We start from the raw sequence: 24010 nt of genomic DNA, 5'->3' as shown, positions 1-24010 counted from the left end.
TTCGTGGCTTCGTGGTGTGTTTTTCAGACACGTTCTGATGGTATCAATTGCTGATGGCCGGATGCCACCTCCCATCCGTCACCCCTCATCTCGGAGTGATGCGCGCCGCGTCAGGACGCTTCCCAGGGCGAACAGCCATGTGATGGGGATGGCGAACAGGGGGATCGACCAGAGCTGGGTTAGCCCCCATAGATGCCAGAAGAGGGCGGTGACGTTGGGGGTGTGCCAGGAGATCGTCGCCCCGTGCAGGCCATAGCCGACGGCTACCGGGATCGCCCACGCGCCGATCATGGCCCAGGCCGTTCCCAGGAGCTCTTGAGCCGCGTTCGAGTCGCGATCCGCGCGCCATATCCGCCAGATGGCCAGCATACAGGCCGCCACGATCGTGCCTATCCCGGCCTGCCACAGCGCGGCCATCAGGAAGTCCTCCACCTGTCCCACGCTCGATAGCGAGTAGCGACCACCGCTGATCCAGAACGCGAGATGGGTGGCCAGAACGCCGAGGAGCGCGGCCCCGGCCACTCGCGGGATCCGACGGCGTTGCCAGAGCAGCCAGATGAGCTCCCACAGGAGGAGGACGATCGCGGCCAGCGCCAGCCGGATCTCGCGAGCGGTTGCCAGTCGCCTCGCCCTTCCCTCCCGCATCGCCTCGTCGGCTTCCCTCAACACGCCGCTGGCCGATTGCCGGGCCGCCTCCGCGTCTCCGGACTGAAACGACGTCTCCGCCTGAGCGATCCTCGGCGGGAGGTCAGCCAGGGCGTTTTGTCGGGAGGCGAGGGTGGCCAGGTATCGTTCCGCCAGCTTTACACGTTGGGTCGCCATGCGCAGTTGTCGCCCGGTTTGCCATAGGGCGTCGCCCGCGAGCATGTCATAGCGCACGTGACCCTGGGCCAGCGCGGGCGCGGGCAATCCGATGAGCGCAGCCAGGGTAGGGGCAACGTCCACGTCGTCGATGGTGCCATAGCCGCCGGGGACCACTCCCGGCCCCATCAGGAAGAAGGGCACTTGTGTGATCGCCGCCTCCGCCCCGCCGATCCTCCCCCCGTCGCTCAGCCCGTGGCTCCCGATCACCGCCACCGCGGCCCCATTCGCCAGGGCCGGCTCCACGACCTGGCGGATCATGGCATCCAGCGTTTGGGCGGCCTGCCGGTAGCGAGTGCCTGTCGCCCCGTAGCGTCGCCCCATGTCGGCCAGGTGGCGGAAGTGGACGAGCATCAGCGCTGGCTGGCCCTGCTCCATGTCCTGGGCGCCTGCGGCGATCTGGGCGTCGGCGGTGGCGCTCTCCCCTGGGACGAACAGGCGGGCTGCGCACCAGTCGCCCGGATAGCGGGATTGCCACGTCGCGTGGTCCGCGATCGCACAGGGGCGCCCGGCTGCCACCGCCATGGCCAGCAGGGATCCCGGCGGGAGCGGCGGGCCGGGCCAGTCGGCGCTGGGGAGCAGGGGCATGCCCAGCAGCTCGGGTGTGGCGCCGGTGAGGAGGGTGTACCAGCCCGCCGTGGCGTTGGCGGGCGGCGTCAGGCGCAGCACGGCGCTGGCGCTTCTCGCCCACAGCTCATCGGTAAATGGCATGGCGGAGAGCGTATCGCTGCGCCAGCCATCCACCACGACGACCACCAGGCGTTTGGCCAGAGGAGGGCCGTTCTCGCCCGGCTCCAGGTCTAGGCTGACCAGGGGAGGCCGGGGCGCGTATGCGGATGCCAGAAGCCGGTCGGTGGCCACGTAAGCGCCGATCGCCACTCCGGCGAGCATCAGGGTCACCACCACAAGGGTTACGGCGCCGCGCACGGTGGATCACTCCTCACTTTCATCGGGATGGTTGTGTTCGCTCCTGGAGCGCCGGGGCCTGGCCGGGCGTGTGGGAATCGACGACCCACGTAATTGCGGCCCTGGGGAGCCTTACGCTATAATGCGGCGATCTTTCCGTGTGAGGTACGCCATGAACGAGCGAGGGCCGACTCCTGCTATCCCATCGCCGCGCAGGCTGGATGCACTCCTCCTGGCGCTCTTGCTGATCGCCCGCGTGCGCATCGACACGCTGGCGGATCTCGTGTTGCCCACGCGCCACCAGGATGTGGCAAGGCATCCGGTCTTAGGGCATATCCTCTCCCCGAAGGGGATGGAGTTGCTGGCCGACTGGCTGACCGATCCCTTGTCGCTGGTCTTGATCAGCCTGGCCTTCACCGGGCTGGTCCTCTACCTGGTCGTCAACGAGATCGCCGATCGCCTGGGGCCGGCGACGACCTACCGGATCAAGTTGGCGTTGATCTGGGCGATCATTTTGGTGATCGTCTTCGCGCCTACCGGGAAGCTCATCCTGCTGCGCCAACAGTCTGGCCCGGCCAGTTACACCCATGACGGCGGCGTCATTCAGACGGAGGCCGTCATTCAGTTCTTCCTGGAGGGGAAGAATCCCTATGTCGAGGATTATCTGAACACCCCCATGGCCGAGTGGGGCATTGACTTCCGGACGGCGCTGTATCATTTCCCCTATCTGCCCTGGACGTTCGTGTTCTCCACGCCGTTCTACCTGCTCAGCCAGGCCGTGCTGGGGTGGTACGATCAGCGATTCGTATACCTCCTGTTGTTCGCTCTGACCCTGGCGCTTGTGCCCCGTCTCGCCCGGAGCCCCCAGCGCCGTCTGATGCTGGTCATGCTGATCGGCCTGAACCCCATCATGGCGTCCGATGTGATCTTCGGCCAGAACGACTCGTTCATCCTGTTCTGGATCGTGCTCAGCCTGTGGTTATGGCAGCGTGGCCGGGAGCACCCGTCCGCTCGTCGGCGGTGGTGGGCGGCCTCCGCCGTGGCCTATGGCCTGGCCTGTGCCTCCAAGCCCACGGCCTGGTTCATGGCCCCCTTCTACGCGCTGCTTTTGACCGATGTCCCCTCGATCGAGTGGCGGGATCTGCCCGGCCAGATCGGCCCTGTGTTGCGCCGCGCCGTGCCGGCTATCCTCGTCTTCCTGGTGCTCCTGATCCCTTATCTCATATGGGACGTGAACGCCCTGATCGATGATGTGTGGCGCTGGTCCAGCGGCACAGCCGAGGTCCCCTATCAGATCCGAGGCTGGGGGCTGGCGAATTTCGTGCTGGCGTTGGGCCTGGTGGAGAGCCGGCTCAGCTACTGGCCGTTCTGGATCCCCGAGCTTTTGATCGCCGTCCCGCTTTTGGCCCTTACCCTGCGCCAGCAGATGCGGTACAATCGGCTGGATACGGCCTGCTGGGGATACGGCGTGCTCCTCATGGGGTTCCTCTTCGCATCTCGCTTCCTCAACGAGAACTACCTGGGGTATATCCTGGCCTTCCTCGCCGTGGGCGCGCTGGCGGCCCCTTCCGAGGAATCATCATAGCATCGGCCCTGCCTGGGGTCAAAGATCGCCGCCGCCGGGGAGCCCTTTTGGGAATCCCTGTCCCCGGTGATATAATCGGCCGATTCTTTGTGCGGGTGCAACGCTCATGACATTGCGAACGGACAGCCGTTATAAACCGAACGCGTGGTGGCAGGGGGTGGCCGCGCATCAGACGGAGCTGTTGCTGGCCGGCATGGTGTTCGTCTGGGGGGCGAACTTCAGCATCGTGAAGGTTACCCTGCGCTCTCTGCCCCCGTTGACCTTCAACGCGTTGCGTTTCCTGATCGCCACGACGTTGCTTATCGGCATTCTGCGGTGGCAACGCCATCCGTTGAGGGTGGCACGAGGTGATGTCTGGCGCGTGATCGCCATCGGCGTCGTGGGACATGGCTTGTATCAGGTGTTCTTCATCCAGGGGCTGGCCCACACAACGGCCGCCAACGCGTCCATCTTGATGTCGACTGTCCCCGTCTTCGTGGCGCTCTTCAGCGTGGTCTTGAGGATAGAGCGTGTGACGCTGCAGCGCTGGGCGGGCATCCTGCTCTCGTTTTTGGGAATCGTGCTGGTGATCATGGGAGGGGGCGGGAAGATCAGCCTGGACACGGCCCATCTGCTGGGGGATCTGCTCATGCTGGGCGCGGCGGTGACGTGGGCCGTGTACACGGTGGCCAGCAAGCGGATGCTCGTGCGATATACCCCCCTGCATCTGACCGCCATCACCATGGTCCCCGGGACGGCTGTGTTGGTCGTGTTGGCCTTCCCAGGATTGGTCTCGCAGTCCTGGGCATCCGTGGGCCCGGCTGCGTGGGCCGGGCTGGCTTACTCCGCCGTGTTCTCCATTGTCGTCGCCTATCTCATCTGGTTCACCGCTGTGCAGCGCATCGGCAACGCGCGTACGGCCATCTACTCCAATGGCGTTCCCGTGGTGGCCAGCCTGTTGTCGTGGGCCGTGTTGCGGGAGCCGTTCGGTATTTTGCAGGCTATTGGCGGCGTGATCATCCTGACCGGCTTGACCCTCGCGCAGCGCAACGGCGGTACGCGCTCGTGAGGCACTGGGGATTGGGGGGCGTGTCATACCCTCTGTGTGAGGATGCGCGTGGGCCTGGATAGTCGTCTGCTCAGGTTCGCCTATCAGCTGCATCGACACGAGGTCAGCGGCCGCGCGTTGGATCGCTGGCTGGGGATCTGTCTGTTCCTCGTCGGCCTGCTATGGGCCTGGGGATGGCTACCCGGTGGGCGATGGGTGGCGGTGGTGGCCGCCCTCCTGTTGGTGGGATTGATCGCCTTTCAAGTGTGGGCCCGCCGCGCCGCATACGTCCGGTTTACCCCCTCTGACGCTCAGACGCCCCCGCAAAGGGGAGAGAAGCTGTCGCCCGAGGATAAGATCGCGATCCGCGCTACGGGGCACTTCGAGGTCGAGGGGCGCCGCCGGTTCTTCGCCGATCTGCAGGCGTTCTTTCGCACCTTCGCCACCCGCGAGCATGCCGTGATCGCCTATGTGCCCAAGTCCCGGTTTCTCGGCATCGGGCGCTGGCCTGGCCACGAGGTGGGCATGTGGTACATCTTCTTCCTGCCGCGGCAGGTGATCTCGTTGGAATGGGGAGATCTGGTCTTCGGGACCCGGCGGCGTCCGGCTTTGCGCATCACCTACCGGGGCGAGAAACGCCCGGAGACGATCTACCTGTCCTTTGATAGCGAGGAGGAGCGTCGGCGCGTATGGGAGGATATCCTCTGCGACGCGGATTCCCCGAGCGGTGAGTGACGGCGCCGGCTCATACGATGGAGCTGCGTGGGCGGGTGGCACGCTGGGGCGTCTGCGGTGTTATAAAGGAGAGCGCTCCTGTGCGGGTGTGGCATGGCGTCACGCAGGAGCGGGAGGAAACTTTCGTAGGCGGGAAGGGGGGTATGAAGGCAAAAGTGATCTTGAATCCCACCACCGGGCGAGGCAACGGACGGCGGGCGCTTCCTCGTGTACAGACCGAGTTGCAGCGACAGGGCATCGATTTCGATCTGAGCATCACCCAGGGCCCTGGACATGCCACCCGGCTTGCGCAGGAGGCAGCAGCGGCCGGATATGATTGCGTGGTGGCGGTGGGAGGGGATGGCACGATCAACGAGGTGACCAACGGATTGGTCGCCGCGGCGCAGGGCAACGGGGGATGGGAGAATGGAGAGGCGGCGGGCGTGCTGGGCGTGATCCCCATCGGGTCCGGGAATGACTTCGCGTTCGCCCTGGGGCTGCGCGCGAACGACATCGCCCGGGCGTGTGAGCGCATCGCCGCCGGGAACTCCCGGCTGGTGGACCTGGTCCATGTCGTGGACGAGCGGTCCCATGGGCTGTTCTTCTGCAACAATCTGGGCGCGGGCTTCGACGCGGCGGTGAACATCGAAGCTCGCAAGCTGAAGCGGGTGCGCGGCTTCCTGCTCTACCTCGTCGCTGTGTTCCGCACGCTGGCGCTGGACTACCGAATGCCGCTCGCGCGTATCCTGGGCGAGGGGGTGGACTTCCACATGCCGATTACCCTGGCGTCGGCCGCCAATGGGCCGCGCACGGGCGGCGGCTTCTTGATGGCTCCGGATGCCCGGGTGGATGACGGCGTGCTGGACCTGTGCGTGGCCTGTCAGATGAGCCGCTTTGAGATCCTCCGCATCATCCCTCACCTCATCCGTGGCACCCACGTGGACAAGCCGCCGGTCCGAATGGCTCGAACCCCGCACGTGCTGATCGAGGCGGAGGAGGGCCTGCCCGTTCACGTCGATGGCGAGGTCTATCACACGGCTGCCCGTCGCCTGGAAGTGCGTATCTGGCCCCGGCGGCTTCGGGTGCTCTCCTGAGCGACGATGGACTTTTGGGCATGGCTGCGGCTGTTGCGTCCCACCAACAGCCTGCCGGCCACCGGATTGGTTTTGTTAGGTGCGCATCTGGTCGGGGGATGGCCGTGGCCCCGCGCCACGTGGACGGCCGCGGGGGCCATGTGGGCCATCACCTCCTTTGGCTACGTGACCAATGATCTCCGCGATGTGGCGATTGATCGGGTGAACAAGCCGGATCGCCCTTTGCCCTCCGGGCGCATCCGCTGCTCTGCTGCGAGAGCCGCCAGCGTTGTCCTGGCGGCTCTCGCTGTGGGGCTGGCCGGCTCCATCGATGCGCTGGCTCTCCTGGCCGCCTGCCTCGCCCTGGCGGCGCTGGTGGGCTATAATGTCCGCCTGAAGAACACCGTGCTGGTGGGGAATGCCCTGATCGCCTTGCTCTCCGGCGCGGCGCTGGGGGTCGGCGGATATACGGTGGGACAGCCCTGGCGGCTGGTGTGGCCGGGCGTGCTGGTGACCCTTTTCATCCTGGCGCGGGAGGTCCTGAAGACCATCGAGGATGTGGAGGGCGATCGTCGCGCCGGGCTGCGGACCATCGCGACCGCCTGGGGGGCCCAGCGGGCAGGGGGTGTATTCGCTCTGCTGACATTGGGGTGTGTCGTCATCTCCCTGGCCGTCCGTTGGATAGCGAAGTTCTCAACGACTTATCTGGTCGTCGTCGCGGTGATGGACCTGGGCCTGGTTTACAGTGCGCTGCTTGTCGCGCGGGCGCCATCGCCGATGAACGCCCGCGTGGGGTTGCGGATCAGTAAGGTGGGCTATGCCCTGGGGTTGATCGCCCTTTTGGTCGCCTGAGGGCGGGCGAGGGGCCATGGGCGTCGATGCGCGAGTGTGGTCTCCGGCGATCCGGTGATGAAGGGAAACGCGATGTTGCGAGCGCTACGCTGGGTGTGGTTCGGCCGTCGATCGGGCGCCGAGCGCGATCTGGTGCTGTCCGAGGAGTCGTTGCACAGCGACCTGATCCGCTTGGCGGTCCCCGCCGTGGTGGAGAACATGCTGATGACAGCCGTGTTCATCGCCAACACGCTGATCATCGGCTGGCTGAGGGAGGAGACGGCCCTGGCGGCCGTCAGCCTGGCGAGCGTCTTCATGTGGGCTGCGGACGCGCTCTTCATGGCCCTGTCCATCAGCGCCACGGCCGTGGTGGCGCGCTCCTGGGGAGCCGGGGACAGGCGACGAGCCCAGATGGCCGCGGGGCAGGCGATCCTGATCAGCTATCTGGGATCGATCGTTGTGGTGGCGTTGCTCTTTCCCAAGGCCGAGTGGTACATGCATCTCATGGGGGCTGCCCCTGAGGTCGCCCAGGCAGGCGCCCGCTATCTGCGTTGGGCCATCGGGTTCTCCCTGCTGGGGTTTCCCCTCACCGTTTTGAACGGGGTGATGCGAGGGGCCGGGGACACCCGCACCCCGATGAACATCACGCTCATCATGAACGTCTGGAACATCCTGGGGACGTACCTTCTGGTGTTCGGGGTGGGGCCGTTCCCCATGTATGGGGTCGTCGGGGCCGGCATCGCGGTCGGGACGGCGCGGGCGGCCGGCGGCACGCTGGCCCTCCTGTTGCTCTTGCTCGGGGGAACCCCCATTCGCGTGCCGCTGCGCGCCATCCTGCGCTGGGAATCGTCCATCTTGCACACGCTGATCCGGGTGGCGTTGCCGGCGGCGGGGGAATATCTGGTGCAGCGGGCTGGCTGGGCCATCTTCGCCCGCATCATCGCCCTGTTGGGAACCACCGTCCTGGCCGCGCACCAGGTGGCCGTCAGCATGGAATCCCTCTCCTTCATGCCCGGCGTGGGGCTCTCCGTGGCCACCGGCGCCCTGGTGGGGCAGGCTTTGGGGGCGAAAAAGCCTCATCTGGCCGAGCGCACGACGATGATCGCCCTCCGATATGCGTTGCTCATCATGAGCGCGATCGGGTTGCTGTTCTTCTTTGCGAATCGCCCCCTGGCTCAATTGTACGGGGCCACGCCGAAAGTGGTGGCTCTGGCCGCCCTGGCGTTGCGCATCGGCGCGTTCGAGCAGATCGGCATGTCCATCTACATGGTGCTGAGCGGCGCTTTGCGGGGGGCCGGGGATACGCGAGCCCCACTGATCGTCTCGGTGACTGGCATCTTCATGCTCCGCATCCCCGCCGTCTACTTCCTGGCGATCATCCTGGGGTTGGGACTGGCGGGCGTGTGGATGAGCACCGTCATCGACTGGAGCGGGCGGGCGATCCTGACGGCCTACTTCTATCGCAAGGGGCGGTGGAAGACGATCGATGTGTAACCGTCAAGAAATCGTTGGCTGGAAGTTCCAAGGTGACGACTGCGATCCTTGACTTTTGCCGGGGGCGAGAGTATAGTGAGTACGAAAAAATAGACGAAAGTCGACGTGGAGGGGAAACGCGGCATGAGCGATTTGGGCCAGTGGCTGCGCGAAGCACGCGAGGCACGCGGGATGTCACTGGCGGAAGTGGAAGAGGCTATCCGGATCCGCCAGCACTATCTGTCCGCACTGGAGGCGGATGACTGGTCGGTCCTTCCCAATGAGACGGTAGGGAGGGGGTTTTTACGCAACTATGCGCTGTTCCTCGGCCTGGATGCGGACGAGCTTTTGGCTCTCCGGCAGGCCGAGTGTGCGGATGAGATCGCCCCTGCGATCGTCTCTGAGCCGCGTCCTGTCGACTATCGTCCCATTGAGTTCGACTTGAAGCTGGAGGAGAGGTCCATTTTCTCCTGGCTGTGGTGGGTGGTGGCCGGCCTGGTCGCGGTCTCGCTCATCGTAGGGGGATGGTGGGTGCTCACCTACCATCCGGAGTGGGTGGTCGCTCTGGGTCCGCAGCCCACCGCCACGCAGGTCTCGGCGCCTGTTCACGTGCCGACTCAGCGCCCCACCTTCACGCCCACGCCGGCTTCCTCTCCGGACAAGCCGACGGCTGCCCCGACAACGGGCGTGTTCCTGTTGCCGACGCCCACACCCACCTCCACGCCCACGTACACCCCCACCCCGCTGGCGACCGAGCAGGCGCCGGCTCAGGAGGTCCGCATCGTCACCCGGATCGTTGAGCGCGCCTGGCTGCGGGTGGTGGTGGATGGCCAGGTTGTTCTGGAGACGATCCTGGAGCCGGGCGAGGAGCGCGAGTGGGTGGGGCAGCAGAGCGTGACGGTGCGCTCGGGCAATGCGGGGGGCGTGGTGATCCTGTTGGACGGTCAGGAGTTGGGCGTCATGGGGGAGCCAGGCCAGGTCATCGAGCGCACATGGGCCTGGATCAACGGCCGGGTGGTGGAGCAGGAGCCGACGGTGCCCGCGGAGGGCCCGGCCCTGGGCGGCGGAGCGGAGCCCATCGTGGCTGTCACGCCTACGCCCATCCCCACGCCGACCCCGGCGGGTTGAGCTCGTTTCCACGATCGAATCCGATGGACGCGGCGTCGGCCCTGAGAGGCCGGCGCTTTTTGCACTCAGGAGTGGCGTGTGACCAAATACTATCTGTTGACCCTGGGCTGCCCGAAGAACCTCGTGGACGGCGAGGCGATGGCGATGCTGCTGCGACGCCAGGGATACGACGCGACGGCCGATCCGGAGGAGGCGGATGTCCTCATCGTCAACACCTGTGGCTTTCTCCGGGCGGCGCGGGAGGAATCCATCGAGGCGTTGCGCGACCTGGCGGCGCGTAAGCGGCGCGGCCAGCTCCTGATCGCGGCGGGCTGTCTCCCTCAGCGGATCGGGGAGGAGATCCTCCGGAGTGTGCCCCAGGTCGATGGGCTGTTGGGCACGCGGCGCTGGATGGAGATCGCCCGGCTGGTGCGGATGCTGCGCGAGGGGCGCCATCGCCGCCAGGAGCGATTCCAGCTGCTGGGAGACCCGGAGGCCCCGTCGGAGGAGGCATGGGAGCGCCCGGCGGTCATCGGCGGGAGCGCCTATCTGAAGATCGGCGATGGTTGTGACGCCCCCTGTGCGTTCTGCACGATCCCGGGCATCAAGGGGAGGATGCGCAGCCGCCCGTTCGCAGCCCTGGTGGACGAGGCCTGTCGGCTGGCCGCCGCGGGCGCCCGGGAGATCGTGCTGGTCGCTCAGGATACCACCGCGTACGGATGGGATCGGGGCGAGCGGGATGCCCTGCCCCGGCTGATGCATGCCATCACCCGGCGGGCGGAGGGGCTGCGTTGGCTGCGGCTGATGTACGCCTATCCGGGGCACATCACGGATGCGCTGATCGAGACCATGGCCGGCGATGAGCGGATCGTCCATTACCTGGATATGCCCCTCCAGCACGCGCACCCGGATACCCTGCGGCGGATGCGCCGCCCGGCCCCCCGGTACGCTCTGGAGCACATCGAGAAACTGCGCCGGGCGATGCCCGATATCGCGCTGCGTACCACCTTCATCGTGGGGTATCCCGGGGAGACGGAGGAGGAGTTCCAAGCGTTGCTGGACTTCGTGATCGCCGCCCGATTCGATAAGGTGGGAGTGTTCGAGTTCAGCCCGGAGCCAGGCACCCCGGCTGCCTCGTTGCCCGATCAGGTTCCCGATGAGGTGAAGGCGGAGCGCCGGGCGCGATTGATGGAGGTCCAGCAGCGCATCTCACTGGAGCGAAACCAGGCACAGGTCGGCCGGGTTCTGGATGTGCTGGTCGAAGGGCAGGACCAGGGGATTTGCTATGGGCGATCGTATCGGGACGCACCCGAGATCGATGGTTTGGTCCTGTTCCCCGGGCAGGCGCCTGTGGGGGAGATCGTCCCCGTGCGGATCACAGGCGCTTTGGAGTACGATCTGGAAGGGGAGCTGGTGGCGGAGCCTTCACTTACCGCCGCGAGACGCAGAGGATAGCTCGCCTGCTGGATGCGTGTCGGCGTATCCGGGCGCCCGTGGGGGGCCGCCCGGCGGCATGATTCGGGAGGACAGATCCGGCCTGGGGAGGAGTCGCTTTTTGCCAGATAAAAAATGCTTGCAAAATAAGAGGTGGGCCCGCGTTGAGCCAGCCCACCTTTGTTATGCGATTTATCAGTTGTTTTGGGTAGCGGGAGGGCGTCAGCCTAGCGGCCGGTGAGCCACCCGAGGAGGCCTCGGCCGCGCTGTGAGCTATCCGGCAGGGTGGACAGTCGCTCCGCTATCTGGTTCAGCGTGGACTCCACCGCCTGCATGCGCGCCTCCAGCCTCGCCCGATGCGCATCATCTCGCCGGCGCATCTCGGCCATCTCCCGCTCCAACTCCAACATCCGGTCGCGTAGCTTGGTGTTTTCTTCCTTGAGGTTGAAGTTGTCCTGCACCACGACCCCCATCAATTCGCGGTTGGCCTGTTGGGCGTTCAGGATCGCCTGTTGGCCATCCGCGACAGTGTGCAATGTGTCGGCCAGGATGGAGACCGCGGGAGCCAGTGAGGATAGATTGCTCTCCGCGGAGACCAGCGAGCGCGTGGTCTCACCGGCCCCATCCGTTTGCCGCAGTGCAGCCAGGCGTCGTTCGACTTGCTGATAGGTGAACCCTTCAGCCAGGAGCCCCTTGATGGTTAAAAGCGTCGTTAAGTCCTCGTCCGTATAGCGGCGGTGTCCGCCGTCCGTATCTCCGGAACCGGCGGGCTCACCCGCGTCCGGCGAAAGGTATTCGCTGAAGCGTTGCGACCAGCGTCGCAGTGTGGAGGTAGATACCCCTAAACGCGCCGCAACTTCCGCAGGCCGGCGCAGATTTTGCTCGCTCATGGATCACTCCTGGTGTTGTGGGTCTGGTATAAGATGTGCTATCATGATCAGTACGACGTGACCTCACGCGACGGCTTGCTAGTCGAGAATGCGGTAATCGGCGTCTACCACGTCGTCCGGTGGTGGCTCGCTCGATTGGCGGGAGATCAATCCCATCATCTCGGCCTCGTGTTCGGCCACCACCGCCGGTGGGCTCATCTCGACCAGCAGACGAGCCGCCAGGATCAGGGCTGCCAGATCGTCAATCTGCCCGAGGAGTGGTACCAGATCGGGCGAAATATCGACAGGAAGCAGAACGTAGATGAATGCCAGGCCGGGAACCAGGATCTTCACGAACGGTGAGACCCGTGGATCGCGCAGCAGGCGCCAAGCCAAACGCAGTGTGCGCCACATCTCGGCCCACACGTTCCAGGACTGGCCCCGTTTGCCTGAGCCTGCCATGCGTTCTCCTGTGGGTCATCCGCAATCCGTTCACGCAATCGCTCACGAGCCTGGCGATCTATATTCATTATATGCGGAACCGCGCGGTTTGGCAAGATCGTAATGAGAGGAAAGATGTAGCCTTTTCGGTGGAAATCCCTTGGGGTGGCTTGCAGGATCTCCAGGGGCGTTGGAGATAAGGGGCGTCATGCGTAGTCTGGAGCAGAGCCTGATCGATTATCCGCTCACTTTCCTGCGCGTCATCGCCGAGTTGCGCGGCATATCGTTGCAGGGCCAGAACCAGCGAGAGGCCGCCGAGGAGCTGGCCGCCGTGTTAGGGGATCCGGCTGTGGTGGCCCAGGCCCTGGACGAGCTCTCGCCCGATGCCATGCGCGCTTTGGAGGCGCTGGCCGCGGCGGGAGGATACCTGCAGGCTACGCTGTTCCAGAAGCGCTATGGGGAGATCCGTCCCATTGGCCCCGGCCGGCTGGCCCGGGAGCGTCCCTGGGAGTCGCCCACCGGCCCTGCCGAGGAGTTGTGGTACCGCGGGTGGATCTTTCGGGGCTTCGTCGATGTGGATGGGACGATCACGGAGGTGATCTATATCCCGGATGAGGTCCTGGGGCTGTTGCCGGGGGATGCGAGCGTCGCACTCGAGGTGCCTGTGGCATCGGCTCCGGATGCGGCCGTAGACCACGGCGACGCGCTGGTCCAGGACGTCACCACGGCCCTGGCGATGATCTCGACGGAGGGGATCCGGTCCCGGCGAGGGGAGTGGGCCCCCGCGGATTTGAAGGCCCTGGCGGAGCGGCTCCTGGCGCCCGAGATGCCGCCGTTCGACCTGTCGGGGGGCGGCCGGCTGGCTTTGCTGTTGCACCTGTTGGATCGGCTCGAGTGGGTGCACGAGGGCGACGATGGGAGCGTACGTCTGCGGGCGTCTCGGGTGCGTGGATGGCTGGAGGCGGATCGCCCCGAGCAGTGGAGGGCGCTGTGGATGGCCTGGCGGGACGACGACGCTTGGGACGATCTGCGCCGGCTGCCGGAGCTGGTCTGCGAGGGGGGATGGCATGATGATCCGGCCGGCGCTCGTCGGCGTCTGCTGGCCCAGATGGGGCGGCTGCAGCCGGGCGTCTGGTATCGGGTGGACGATTGGGTGGCGGCCATCAAGACGGCCGCTCCCGACTTCCTGCGGCCGGATGGGGACTACGACTCCTGGTACATCCGGCCGGCTGATGGCAGCGGCTATCTGCGCGGGTTTGAGCATTGGGATGATGTGGAGGGGCGGCTGGCCCGCTATCTCCTGCGGGGGCCATTCCATTGGTTTGGACTCGTCGCCCTGGACCCCGAGGGCGAGCGGTTCGCCCTGACCGAGGCGGGGCGGGCATTGATTCAGGGGGAGAGCCCCCCTGGCGAGCCTCCGGGGGCTATCACCGTCACCCGGGATTTCGCCGTCCTGGTGCCGAGGGCGATCTCCTGCCTCGATCGCCTGCGCGTGGCTCGCTTCACCCTTTGGGAGGCGTCGCCTGCCATTGGCTCGGATGAGCCGTTCCGCTATCGCATCACGCGCCGCTCTCTGCGCCGTGCGGAGGCCCAGGGCATCACAGCCGGGCGGGTGTTGGCCTTCCTGCGGGATCGTGTGGGGGATGCATTGCCCGAGAATGTTGCGCGGGCGTTGGAACGCTGGCCGGGCCGCGCGGCCGGGAGATAGGAGCTCGGATGGAAGACGTCTTTCGTGCAGGTCAGGATTGGGCCCAGGCGATCACTTTGCTGGCGCTTCTCACGCCGTTCGTCGTCACGCTGGCCGTGGCCAATTGGAGCATTCGGATGCCCGCGCTGCGCTGGCTGGCGTTCGGCATGGTCACCATGATCAGCGGCAGCTTTCTGTTGTTGGGGCTGGTGGGGCTGGGCCTCGCCTGGACGCCGGGAGCCACCGGACAGATGTTGGGCCTGGGGGTGGGCGTGACTCCCAACTGGCTCTGGCTGGGGATATGGGGGATCGTCACCGGGATCGGCGCCCTGTTGGCTTTGAGTCGCCCCGTGCGGATGTGGGCGGAGAGGTTGCTGCCATCCTTTGATGCCCAGAACCCGCTTCACGCGGTCAGCCTCAGTTTCGCCGCTTTCCTCGTGGGGCTGACGACCACGCAGTTGGCCTTGCTGGGGGACCTGGAGCGCCTGGCGGACCAGGGCGTGCGGCTGAGCCTGGCGGAGGTGTGGGCGCAGGGCATTGGGTTGACGCTGGTGGGGCTGGCCGGGATCGGGCTGTGGACGCGGCGCAGCCTGCGCGAGACGGCCCAGCGTCTGGGGCTGAGGCCGCCGACCGGCCGGGTATGGCTCGTGTCCGCCGTGTCCATCGCGCTGTTCATGGGGCTCGATCTGGCCTGGACGCGCGCATGGGAGTGGCTGGATCCGCAGGGGATGGAGGCGGTCAGCCGCGTGTCCAAGGTGCTCTTCGCGGATATGATGAACGTGCCTGGGGCGTTGTCCATCGGGATCACGGCCGCCATCAGCGAGGAGATCATCTACCGCGGCGCGTTGCAGCCGCGCTTCGGGTTGGTGCTCACCGCGGCGCTCTTCGCCGTCTCGCACGTGCAGTATGGCTTCTCTCCCGCTGTCCTGGAGGTGTTCGTGATCGGGTTGGCGTTGGGGGTGATCCGGCGACATTATGGCCTGACCGCGTGCATGCTGATCCATTTCGGCTACAATACGCTGAACCTGCTCCTCCTGCCGCCGAAATAGGGCCGGTCGGGATCCGTCGTGGTTGCCTGCCGGCTTTGGAAGAGGGCTGGGGCGGCTCGCGCAAGCGATGTGGCTCACCCAAGGAGCGAAAAGACGATGTCTGACTCCCGCCGTGTTTTTCGATCGATGAAGTCCCGGGTCGAGGAGGCGATCGCGTCCTATCGCGAGGAGATCCTCGATTTCACCCAGGAGCTGGTGGCCATACGGACGGAGAATCCTCCGGGGACCCTCTATCAGGCGTGCGTTGAGGCGATCGCGAGGAAATTGAGCGAGATCGGGTTGGATTACACGATGCTCGAGGTCCCCGACGGCGCGGGGCGGGCTGCGGAGGCGTCGAGCCGCCATGAGGGGCTTTATCCGCGTTATTGCCTCGAGAGCTTCTATGGCGAGGGCGAGAGGACGCTGTACTTTCATGGGCACTATGATGTCGTGCCTGCGTCGGACGATGTGCAGTTCCACCCGTACGTGCAGGATGGGAAGCTCTTTGGGCGCGGTGCTTCGGATATGAAGAGCGGCCTGGCGGCCATGATCTACGCCGTCAGGGCCATCCAGGAGTGTGGGATCAAGCTTGATGGGCGGATCGGTTTGACGTTCGTGCCGGACGAGGAGACCGGCGGCGCCCTGGGATCGCAATACCTTGCCGACGCGGGGCTGCTGGGGGTCGGTGGCATCGGGATGCTCATGCCGGAGCCGACGGGCGGGGTAATCTGGAACGCCAATCGTGGGGCCATCTCGCTGCGCGTGATCGTGCGGGGCAGGCCCGCCCACGTCGGTCTGCACTATCAGGGCGTCAACGCCTTTGAGCACATGCTCGTCGTGGCGAACGCGCTGCTCGAGTTGAAGGCCGAGGTGGAATCCAGGAGGACGAGCTTTCGGATCGAGCCGGATGCGGCCCGAAACTCCATCCTCCTGCTGGGTGGGCGATGCGAAGGAGGCACGAACTTCAACCTCGTTCCTGCCGAGTGTTCCTTCACGGTGGACCGGCGGCTCAATCCCGAGGAAGATCTGGAGACGGAGAAGGGAAGGTTACTTGCCCTCTTCGATAGGCTTCGGGAGGGCGGGATCGATCTGGAAGTCGAGATCTTTCAGGAGGGCGAATCCGCGGGCCTCTCGGAGGACGAGCCCGTGGCGCGGGCGCTGGTGGAGAGTATCCGGGAGGTGACCGGGAATTCCCCCTCGTTCGTGATGTGTCCCGGGCTTCTGGAGATCCGCTTCTACGCCCGGCAGGGCATCCCGGCCTTCGCCTACGGCCCGGGGCTTCTCTCCGTCTCCCACGGGCCCGACGAGTTCGTCCGGATTGAGGATATCTACTCCTGTACGGCGGTTTACGCGCTGACGGCCGCCCGGTTGTTGGCCTAAGAGTGTGTCTGAGATGTTGCTTATGCTAGGGGGAGCCCCTCCGGAAAAAGCCCTTCTTTTGCCCTCGACCTGCCTGGCCTCGGCCTGGGGCCTTCGGAAAGGGCCGAGAGAGGCAGGTACAGGCCGGAAAAGTGGGATTTTCGTGGAGGGGAGGCCCCCTCCACACCCCCCCCTGTGGAACTGGTCGTTGAGGGAGATCCCTCAGAACATCGTGCCGGTGAATTTTCAGACACGCTCCTAGATTTGGGAGAAGGGGGACGGGGGGATGAGGGTCCTCCGAATGTGGATCTCCTAGGGTTGGATGTCTGATCGTCGAGCAAGGCTCTGTAGAATTCGCATGTCTGCACGGACGTCTTGTGCCTTCTGAAGCCGAGAACCCATGCTGAAGCGCACTCGCAAGGGGGTAGGTGATTCATGCTTCGTGGATATGAGGGCCTTCAGGTTTACTACGGCGATATCCATAATCACTGTGGAATCTCCTATGGGCATGGGACCATCGAGGATGCGTTCGCCAACGCCCGGCTGCAGCTCGATTTCTGCTCCGTCACCGGGCATGGGCATTGGCCCGACATGCCGCGCGGCGAGGAGCGGTTGGAATACCTGGTCGCTTATCACGAGAAAGGGTTCGCCAAACTCCGCGAGAATTGGGAGCACACGAGGGAGGTCACGGAGGCGAACAACCGGGACGGCGAGTTCGTCACGTTCCTCAGCTACGAGTGGCATTGCATGCGCTCGGGGGATTACACCATCGTCTACAAGGGCAGCGAGGGGGACATCATCCCCGCGGCGACCCTGGTCGAGTTGAAGCGGGCCCTGGCCGAGTGGAAACGCAGGGGCGTCGATGCCATCGCCATGCCCCACCACATCAGTTATCCGGCCGGGTATCGCGGCATCAACTGGGCGGATTTCACCCCGGACTTTACCCCCATCGTCGAGATCGTCTCGCTGCACGGCTGCAGCGAGAGCGATGACGCCCCGTATCCGCCGCTTCACACCATGGGCCCACGCGATCATGACAGCACGGCTCAGCGCGGGTTGGCGCTGGGCCATATCTTCGGGTTTGTGGGCAACACCGATCACCATGGCGCCCATCCCGGCAGCTACGGGGGCGGGCGGACTGCCGTTTGGGCGGATTCGCTCACCCGCGATGGAATATGGGAGGCCTTCCAGTCGCGCCGGACCTATGCCCTGACTGGGGACCGGATCGAGCTCCAGTTCGCAATCAACGGCCATCCCATGGGGTCCGTCCTCACGGAGCGCGCGCCGGAGCGGTATATCGAGCTGTTCGTCAGGGGCGGCGCTCCGATCGACTATGTGGAGCTGGTGCGGAATAATCGCGTCATCCATCGGGTGGATGCGACGGATCGGGTGGTGCCGGAGCCGGGCGAGATCGTCAGAACCAGGATCTTCCTGGAGCTCGGCTGGGGGGAGAGGGTCGAGCATCCCTGGGAGGTGTATCTGGGAATCGATCGGGGTAGGATCCTCTCGATCGAGCCACGATTTCGCGGCGGGCATATCGTAGCCCCCCGAGGGCAGACCGAGGGCGAGCATCACTACAGCTCGTGGTGGCGAGAGGGTGACCGGGCTCTCCGGTTCAGGACTCGAACTCGTGGCAATCCCACCAGCTCCACCAACGCCAATCAGGGGATGGCGCTGGAGGTCGAGATGCCGGCCGACGGCGAGGTCATCGCGGAGATCAACGGGAGGACGATTGCCTACGCGCTTCGCGACCTGCTCGTCGGCAGCCGGGCGGGTTACCTGGGCGGGTTCCTCACCCCCGCGTATCGCTTCCACCGATGCCCTTTGCCCGAGGAGTATGAATGGCGCATCTCGCTCCAGGATACGGCGGAGAGGACGGAGGGGTACGACTGCTACTACGTGCGCGTTCGCCAGAAGAACGATCAGTGGGCGTGGGGGTCGCCCATCTGGATCGCCTAGGGGTATGCCGGGAGGGCACCGCGAAGACGCCGGGGGCGCGGATATTTTGGATGTGAACTTTCCCGCGGCGCTCCCCGTGGCTTGGCGGTCCTTCATGGCGCGCGAGGTGAACGCCGCGTGAGAGGGGTGCTCTTGGGACGATGAAACTGGATCGTGAGCGGCTCAACCGGGTCTTGCGTCCCCACCAGGCGCGCCGGCCGCGTGCCCTGGCGATTCCGCCTGTCTCGATCTCGGCTGAGGGGGCACCTCTGGAGCGGTTGGTCGGCGGGCGGATCGTGGCCACCCCCCACGGCTCTTGTCTGACCGTCGAGCGGCGCTATCCCCTGGAGGAGCGGCGCGGCCATGTGCGCCTGGGCGATCTGCTTCACCTCCCCGGCGCGGCCGTGACCCGGCTCAACCCGTACCCCGATTTGGATGCGTTCGACTTCCGCTCCGCGGCTTTCATCGATACGGAGACCACGGGGCTGTCCGGTGGGACCGGCACCCTGGTCTTCATGGTGGGCGTCGGCCGCTTTGAGGGCGATCATTTCGTGGTACGCCAGTTCTTCATGCGCCGGCCCGATGAGGAACGGGCCCTCCTGGATCAGGTGCTGGACGCGATGGCCGATGCCGCCGCGATGGTCACCTTCAACGGTCGGAGTTTTGACCTGCCGCTACTGACCACGCGCTTCCGCCTGGCCCGGCTGGAGATGTCGCTGATCGGCGTTCCCCATTTCGATCTGCTGACCGCCGCCCGCCGGGTGTGGCGTCGCCGCTTGAACTCGTGCACGCTCACGAACCTCGAGCGCGAGGTCCTGCGGTTCTCCCGCTCGGTGGACGATGTGCCAGGCTGGCTCATCCCCACGCTCTATCAGCGGTACCTGTGGGAGGGCGAAGTCACTCCCATGGCCCGCGTGTTCTACCACAACCGGGAGGATGTGCTCTCCATGGTGGCGTTGGCGACGATCCTGTGTCGGGCCTGTAGCGTGCCCGAGGAGGATGACGCGCTGCATCCCATCGATTACACAGCATTGGGGTGGGCCCTGGAGCGGGCGGGTGACTGGCCCCAGGCCGAGCGGGCGTATCGGCGGGCGCTGGCTGATCCTCTGCCCGATGACGTGCGCGACTATGCCCTTGCTCGGCTGGGTACCCTGCTCAAGCGTCAGGGGCGGCGCCGGGAGGCGGCCGAGCTGTGGCAGGAGTGGATCAACCGCGCGCCTGGGGACGATGTGACCCCCTTCGTGGAGCTGGCCAAGCATTATGAGTGGCACGAGCGGGACCTGGAGACGGCGCTGATGTGGAGCCAGTGGGCGCGCCGGATCGTCGAGGGATGGCCGCCCGGCTATCGTCGCGACGCCACCCTGGGCGAATTGGACCATCGCATTGGCCGGCTGCGTCGCAAGCTGGAGAGGGGGTAGCGGCTCATGCCGGAGCTACCCGAGCTGGAGGTCGTGCGCGAGGTCCTGGGGCGGGAGATCACGCGGAGGCGTATCATGGGAGTGGAGGTCCTGCGCCCCACGGTGGTGCGGGACCTGACGCGGGTGGGCTTCGTCGAGGGATTGCGCGAGCGGATTATCTCGGGCGTGTGGCGGCGGGGGAAGTTCATCGTGTTGGACCTGGGAGTCGGGCGTCACCTGGCCGTCAATCCCATGCTGGCCGGACGGCTGCAACTGGCCGCGCCGAGCGACAGGCGGCTGCCCCGGACGGCGTGGATCCTGCGCCTGGACGACGGGCGGGAGCTGCGCTATGCCGATCGCCGGGACATGGGCAAGGTCTATCTGACCGATGATCTGCATGCCGTTCCCACCTGGGACGAGATGGGGCCCGACGCGCTGGACCCGGCCCTGACGCCGGATGTCTTTCGCGAGCGACTGCGTCGACACCGGGGCGAGATCAAGGGCATCCTGGTCAATCATCGCTTCGTGGCGGGCATCGGCAACGCCTACGCGGACGAGATCTGCTGGCACGCCCGGTTGTACCCCTTCCGCCGCCGCCCGGAGCTGAGCGACGAGGAGCTCGCCCGGCTCTATCATGCCATGCGTGACACGCTCGCAAAGGCCATCGAGCAGGTGCGTGCTCAGATCGGCGATGAGATCCATCTGAAGCCGCGGGAGTTCCTGGCGGTGCACAACAAGGGGGGCGCTCCGTGTCCTCGCTGTGGTACGCCTATCTCCCAGATCACGGCGCGCAACCGTATCACATCCTTTTGCCGGCGATGCCAGCCCGGCACTTTGGTGAGGCAATGAACATGTCGATACCACATAGGAGGCCACGCGCCCCTACCGCTTTGATGTTAGAGCCGTTGCAGAATAGGTGGAAGGCGCAACATCGGGCGACGCATGCGTCGCCCCTACTAATGACCTTACTGATGGCGCTCTTGCTTTTGGCCGGGTGCTATCCTCCCACGCCGTATCCGGTGGCTACGCCGCGGCCGACGCCCACGCCCGAGCCGCTGGTGCCTACGCCGCTCGCGGCCCGATCCCTCACGCCCGCGCCTACCCGTCCCGTCCGGCTGACGCCCATGCCCCTGGACGAGGCCCTGCCGGAGCGATGGCGTTTTGGCGTGGGGGCGGCGTTGGGGGATGTCGCCCGCTATGATTTGAGCCTGCTGTTGCCCGGGTGGTATCTGGATTGGCAGGTGAACAGCCCGCCGTCGGAGGTATCCGGGATCGAGTACGCGCCGATGGTGCGCGTGCAGGAGGACGGCTTCCGGCCCGATCCGGAGACGATCCTGGCCGCGGTGGACGCCATGCCTGGGGCCTTGTGGCTGTTGGGGAACGAGCCGGACGTGCGCTGGCAGGATAACACCACGCCGGAGGCCTACGCCCGTCACTACCATACGCTGTATACGCTCATCAAGGGGCGCGACCCGACGGCGCGTATCGCCATCGCCGGGGTGTCGCAGCCCACCGCGTTGCGGCTACGCTATCTCGATCGGGTGCTGGCGGCCTACGAGGAGATGTATGGCGAGCCCATGCCGGTGGATGTATGGAACGTCCACGGCTTCATCCTGCGCGAGGAGGCGGACTCATGGGGCGTGGGCATCCCGCCCGGGTTCGATGACACGCAGGGGGAATTGTATGAGATCGAGGATCACGACGATCTGGAGATCTTCCAGCGTCAGATTTGGGGCTTTCGCTACTGGATGTGGATGCGCGGTCAGCAGGACAAACCGCTGATCGTATCGGAATACGGCATCCTGATGCCGCCGGAGTACGGGTTCCCGCCCGAGGCCGTGCGGGACTTCATGTGGGGGACCTTCGATTTCTTCCTGAGCGCCCGGGATGAGGAGCTGGGCTACCCGGGGGATGACTACCGGCTGGTGCAGCGGTGGTGCTGGTACTCGCTGGCGGACACCGTTTACCCCACGTCCAACCTGTTCGACCCGAAGACGCGAGCCATCACCCCGTTAGGGGAGGCGTTTGGGGAGTACGTTCGCAGTATCGACGATGGACGATAGACGAAGACCTTTGTCATTCGTCTATTGTCTTTCGTCGTCCGTCGTCTCGCCTAGCAACCCGCGCTCGCGCAGGATCTCCGGATACAGCGCCTCGGCCTGGCGGAACAGGTCCACCAGTGCCAGCGCCTTGAGGAAGGGGCCTTCCACGCTCACCCGGCCGGAGAACAGGACGTCCCGCAGCCGTTCCTCGCCCAGCCAGACGCGATGAAGCGTCCGGGCGTCAGCCGTGACCGTGATATCCGCGGGCAGGTCGGAGGGGCCCAGGATCAGGCGGGGTTCCGTGTCCCGCACGTCCACGGTGATCTGGGTGGCCGGCTTGCGGCTGACGAAGCGGAACACCTGCCCGGCCTGCCGGACCTGCTCGATCACGCCCGGCCGGGCGATGAGGCGGCGGAACAGCTCCCCCGCCAGCTCGTAGAACAGATTGACGTCATCGAACATGCTGTGCATATCCTCGATCCTAGGGCGGCAGCTCCCCTGCCGCTGCTAGGCTGAGCATGGGAGCTCAGCCTGCTAACTTGGGCGATACGTGTCCTTTGACTACAGCGGCGGCAGCTCCCATGCCGCTGCTAGGCTAAGCGTGAGAGCCCAGCCTGTTGGCTTGGGTATACGTGACCTTCGACTGCAGCGGCGGCTCCCATGCTGCCGCTAGGCTGAGCATGGGAGCTCAGCCTGCTAACTTGGGCGATACGTGTCCTTTGACTACAGCAGCGGCAGCTCCCATGCTGCCGCTATGGTTTTGCCGGGAAGAGCTTGTTCCAGCGGGTGGCGACGTCATGTTGTCGTCGACCGGCTACCTCCACCGCGTACACTAACGCGGCATGGATATCTTCCCGATCCTTTTCGTCGAGTTGTTCGCAGCCTCGCGTCAGTCACCCTGGGCCGCCAGTTGATCCAGCAACGCTTTACGGGCCAGGATGCGCTCTCGGGCCGTCGCGATGTCCGGTAACTCTGGTTGCGCCCGTTCCAATAATGCCAGCAGTTGCAACGCATCCTCCACGTCCTCGTGCAACTCCGTGCGGTCCAGCGCCTCCTCCAGTGCGGCCATGCCCTGTTCCGTCTGTCCCAGCCCCAGGTGGGCGAAGGCGATGCCGTATTGCCACGAAACGTCGTGAGGGTCCCGACGAGCAGCCTGCTCAAGAGCCGAGTGAGCCTCAGCGAATTGCCCTTGAGCCAGCATGAGCTGCCCCTGCAGGCCGTAGGTATCCGGATGCCACGGCTCCTTCTCGGCGGCGCGGGCCAGGTCCGCCTTCGCCTCGGCATGGCGGCCCCGGCGAATGTAAAAGTCCGCCCGATTGCGGTAATAGCTCGCCCAATCCTCGAGTTCGATAACCCGGGTATAGAGCGCCTTGGCCTCCTCGAGGACATCCAGCTTCTCCAACAGGTCTGCACAGTCGGCCAGGATAGCTGGCTCGTTGCCGGCCTCGGCCGCCACCTGGCGGACCACCGTCAGCGCCTCATCTCTTCGGCCAAGTGCAGCCAGACATAGCGCTCGTTCCACGCCCCACGCTCCACGCTCCCCGTCGCTTACGCTCACGCTCGCTCTTTCTAAGCTCTCCACCCCCTCCAGAGCCTTCAACGCCGCTTCCGCGTGCCCCAGCCTTCGCAGCGCCTCCGCCTTGCGGCGGATGGCCAGGAGCCAGCTGGGAATCCGCGTCAGCGTCTCATCCGCTAGCGTAACCATTGCCTGCAGCGCACCTCGCGCCAGATAGGGGCCAGATGCCTCACCCTCTCGGGGCCATCCGGCATTTCGGCGCACTCTCTCGTAGAGCGGGATGACTTCCCGGCGCACCCATGGGTCCGGATGGGCCCACAGAGGGCGCAGGGCTGACAGAACCATTTCCGGCGGCAGAGCAGTCAGGGCCTGTGCGGCGGCCCAGCGCACGTCTCTATCCTCGTCTTGCAGGAGCTGGATGAGGGTGGGGATGGCCTCGCGTGCCTTCAGCTTCCCCAGGGCCTCGGCGGTGGCCCGGCGCACGAATCCTGCTTCGTCCTGCAGGAGCTGGATGAGGGCGGGGATGGCCTCGCGTGCCTCTAGCTTCCCCAGGGCCTCGGCGGCGGCCTGGCGCACGGGCCACGCTTCGTCCTGCAGGAGCTGGATGAGGGTGGGGATGGCCTCGCGTGCCTTCAGCTTCCCCAGGGCCTCGGCGGTGGCCCGGCGCACGTCTTCATTCTCGTCCTGCAGGAGCTGGATGAGGGCGGGGATGGCCTCGCGTG

Annotated in this window: 20 protein-coding genes; 15 read left to right on the top strand and 5 right to left on the bottom strand. The window is 65.7% G+C overall.

The genetic code is table 11. From position 1 onward, the window contains the following. Window positions 1-78: 78 nt before the first annotated feature. Complete coding sequence (locus GXP39_15195) at window positions 79-1788, bottom strand: hypothetical protein (protein ID NOZ29379.1); 1710 nt, start codon at window positions 1786-1788, stop codon at window positions 79-81. A 151-nt stretch (window positions 1789-1939) separates the two neighbouring features. Here GXP39_15195 and GXP39_15190 point away from each other — a divergent pair, with 151 nt between their 5' ends. The 8 genes from GXP39_15190 (at window position 1940) to rimO (ending at window position 11032) form a co-directional block, all read left to right on the top strand. Continuing rightward, the gene (locus GXP39_15190; GenBank protein ID NOZ29378.1) at window positions 1940-3352 is read left to right on the top strand and encodes a hypothetical protein; all 1413 of its coding nucleotides are present in this window, start codon (window positions 1940-1942) and stop codon (window positions 3350-3352) included. Between the two features lie 106 nt (window positions 3353-3458). Next, window positions 3459-4400, top strand: a complete 942-nt coding sequence (locus tag GXP39_15185) for an EamA family transporter (protein ID NOZ29377.1) — start codon at window positions 3459-3461, stop codon at window positions 4398-4400. Between the two features lie 48 nt (window positions 4401-4448). Then, the gene (locus GXP39_15180; protein ID NOZ29376.1) at window positions 4449-5114 is read left to right on the top strand and encodes a hypothetical protein; all 666 of its coding nucleotides are present in this window, start codon (window positions 4449-4451) and stop codon (window positions 5112-5114) included. A 143-nt stretch (window positions 5115-5257) separates the two neighbouring features. After that, window positions 5258-6187, top strand: coding sequence for a diacylglycerol kinase family lipid kinase (locus GXP39_15175; GenBank protein NOZ29375.1), 930 nt, complete (start codon window positions 5258-5260; stop codon window positions 6185-6187). A gap of 6 nt (window positions 6188-6193) precedes the next feature. After that, window positions 6194-7018: a UbiA family prenyltransferase gene (gene ubiA, locus GXP39_15170; protein ID NOZ29374.1), complete on the top strand. Its 825-nt coding sequence runs from the start codon at window positions 6194-6196 to the stop codon at window positions 7016-7018. Window positions 7019-7090: 72 nt separating this feature from the next. Further along, on the top strand, window positions 7091-8491 hold the full coding sequence (locus GXP39_15165; GenBank protein ID NOZ29373.1) for an MATE family efflux transporter: 1401 nt from the start codon (window positions 7091-7093) through the stop codon (window positions 8489-8491). A gap of 123 nt (window positions 8492-8614) precedes the next feature. Beyond that, the gene (locus GXP39_15160) at window positions 8615-9598 is read left to right on the top strand and encodes a helix-turn-helix domain-containing protein (protein NOZ29372.1); all 984 of its coding nucleotides are present in this window, start codon (window positions 8615-8617) and stop codon (window positions 9596-9598) included. Between the two features lie 78 nt (window positions 9599-9676). Further along, the gene (gene rimO, locus GXP39_15155; GenBank protein ID NOZ29371.1) at window positions 9677-11032 is read left to right on the top strand and encodes a 30S ribosomal protein S12 methylthiotransferase RimO; all 1356 of its coding nucleotides are present in this window, start codon (window positions 9677-9679) and stop codon (window positions 11030-11032) included. 206 nt (window positions 11033-11238) lie between these two features. Here rimO and GXP39_15150 read toward each other — a convergent pair whose 3' ends face one another. Both GXP39_15150 and GXP39_15145 read right to left on the bottom strand, forming a co-directional pair. After that, window positions 11239-11901 carry a MerR family transcriptional regulator gene (locus GXP39_15150; protein ID NOZ29370.1) on the bottom strand — a complete coding sequence of 221 codons (663 nt, stop codon included), beginning with the start codon at window positions 11899-11901 and terminating at the stop codon, window positions 11239-11241. A 78-nt stretch (window positions 11902-11979) separates the two neighbouring features. Beyond that, window positions 11980-12342, bottom strand: coding sequence for a DUF1232 domain-containing protein (locus GXP39_15145; GenBank protein ID NOZ29369.1), 363 nt, complete (start codon window positions 12340-12342; stop codon window positions 11980-11982). Between the two features lie 187 nt (window positions 12343-12529). Between GXP39_15145 and GXP39_15140 the strand changes: the two genes are divergently transcribed. From GXP39_15140 to GXP39_15110, 7 genes are all read left to right on the top strand, one after another. Next, complete coding sequence (locus GXP39_15140; protein ID NOZ29368.1) at window positions 12530-14029, top strand: hypothetical protein; 1500 nt, start codon at window positions 12530-12532, stop codon at window positions 14027-14029. Window positions 14030-14037: 8 nt separating this feature from the next. Further along, window positions 14038-15057, top strand: coding sequence for a CPBP family intramembrane metalloprotease (locus tag GXP39_15135; GenBank protein NOZ29367.1), 1020 nt, complete (start codon window positions 14038-14040; stop codon window positions 15055-15057). A 96-nt stretch (window positions 15058-15153) separates the two neighbouring features. Beyond that, the gene (locus GXP39_15130; GenBank protein NOZ29366.1) at window positions 15154-16416 is read left to right on the top strand and encodes a M20 family metallopeptidase; all 1263 of its coding nucleotides are present in this window, start codon (window positions 15154-15156) and stop codon (window positions 16414-16416) included. Window positions 16417-16830: 414 nt separating this feature from the next. Beyond that, window positions 16831-18354, top strand: coding sequence for a DUF3604 domain-containing protein (locus GXP39_15125; protein NOZ29365.1), 1524 nt, complete (start codon window positions 16831-16833; stop codon window positions 18352-18354). Between the two features lie 140 nt (window positions 18355-18494). Further along, window positions 18495-19751, top strand: coding sequence for a tetratricopeptide repeat protein (locus GXP39_15120; protein NOZ29364.1), 1257 nt, complete (start codon window positions 18495-18497; stop codon window positions 19749-19751). A gap of 6 nt (window positions 19752-19757) precedes the next feature. Then, entirely contained in the window at window positions 19758-20579 is an 822-nt protein-coding gene (locus tag GXP39_15115; protein ID NOZ29363.1) for an Fpg/Nei family DNA glycosylase, read from the top strand. 122 nt (window positions 20580-20701) lie between these two features. Then, a complete protein-coding gene (locus tag GXP39_15110) occupies window positions 20702-21793 on the top strand; it encodes a hypothetical protein (GenBank protein ID NOZ29362.1) in 1092 nt (363 codons plus the stop codon). Between the two features lie 21 nt (window positions 21794-21814). Here GXP39_15110 and GXP39_15105 read toward each other — a convergent pair whose 3' ends face one another. Together GXP39_15105 and GXP39_15100 are read right to left on the bottom strand one after the other, a co-directional pair. Further along, window positions 21815-22234, bottom strand: coding sequence for an SCP2 sterol-binding domain-containing protein (locus GXP39_15105; protein ID NOZ29361.1), 420 nt, complete (start codon window positions 22232-22234; stop codon window positions 21815-21817). A 427-nt stretch (window positions 22235-22661) separates the two neighbouring features. Continuing rightward, window positions 22662-24010 (bottom strand): tetratricopeptide repeat protein (locus tag GXP39_15100; GenBank protein NOZ29360.1); only part of this gene is annotated, 1349 nt, incomplete at its 5' end.

This window comes from Chloroflexota bacterium (assembly GCA_013152435.1).
Lineage (GTDB): Bacteria > Chloroflexota > Anaerolineae > DUEN01 > DUEN01 > DUEN01.
The sequence above is the reverse complement of the archived record's forward strand: the minus strand, read 5'-3'. Positions and strand labels throughout refer to the sequence as shown.

Excerpts from the sequence above, each read along its gene's own strand:
- GXP39_15190 (NOZ29378.1), top strand. The coding sequence starts at position 1,940 with ATGAACGAGCGAGGGCCGACTCCTGCTATCCCATCGCCGCGCAGGCTG.
- GXP39_15185 (NOZ29377.1), top strand. The coding sequence starts at position 3,459 with ATGACATTGCGAACGGACAGCCGTTATAAACCGAACGCGTGGTGGCAG.
- GXP39_15175 (NOZ29375.1), top strand. The coding sequence starts at position 5,258 with ATGAAGGCAAAAGTGATCTTGAATCCCACCACCGGGCGAGGCAACGGA.
- ubiA (NOZ29374.1), top strand. The coding sequence starts at position 6,194 with ATGGACTTTTGGGCATGGCTGCGGCTGTTGCGTCCCACCAACAGCCTG.
- GXP39_15165 (NOZ29373.1), top strand. The coding sequence starts at position 7,091 with ATGTTGCGAGCGCTACGCTGGGTGTGGTTCGGCCGTCGATCGGGCGCC.
- GXP39_15160 (NOZ29372.1), top strand. The coding sequence starts at position 8,615 with ATGAGCGATTTGGGCCAGTGGCTGCGCGAAGCACGCGAGGCACGCGGG.
- GXP39_15150 (NOZ29370.1), bottom strand. The coding sequence starts at position 11,901 with ATGAGCGAGCAAAATCTGCGCCGGCCTGCGGAAGTTGCGGCGCGTTTA.
- GXP39_15145 (NOZ29369.1), bottom strand. The coding sequence starts at position 12,342 with ATGGCAGGCTCAGGCAAACGGGGCCAGTCCTGGAACGTGTGGGCCGAG.
- GXP39_15140 (NOZ29368.1), top strand. The coding sequence starts at position 12,530 with ATGCGTAGTCTGGAGCAGAGCCTGATCGATTATCCGCTCACTTTCCTG.
- GXP39_15135 (NOZ29367.1), top strand. The coding sequence starts at position 14,038 with ATGGAAGACGTCTTTCGTGCAGGTCAGGATTGGGCCCAGGCGATCACT.
- GXP39_15130 (NOZ29366.1), top strand. The coding sequence starts at position 15,154 with ATGTCTGACTCCCGCCGTGTTTTTCGATCGATGAAGTCCCGGGTCGAG.
- GXP39_15125 (NOZ29365.1), top strand. The coding sequence starts at position 16,831 with ATGCTTCGTGGATATGAGGGCCTTCAGGTTTACTACGGCGATATCCAT.
- GXP39_15120 (NOZ29364.1), top strand. The coding sequence starts at position 18,495 with ATGAAACTGGATCGTGAGCGGCTCAACCGGGTCTTGCGTCCCCACCAG.
- GXP39_15115 (NOZ29363.1), top strand. The coding sequence starts at position 19,758 with ATGCCGGAGCTACCCGAGCTGGAGGTCGTGCGCGAGGTCCTGGGGCGG.
- GXP39_15110 (NOZ29362.1), top strand. The coding sequence starts at position 20,702 with ATGGCGCTCTTGCTTTTGGCCGGGTGCTATCCTCCCACGCCGTATCCG.
- GXP39_15105 (NOZ29361.1), bottom strand. The coding sequence starts at position 22,234 with ATGTTCGATGACGTCAATCTGTTCTACGAGCTGGCGGGGGAGCTGTTC.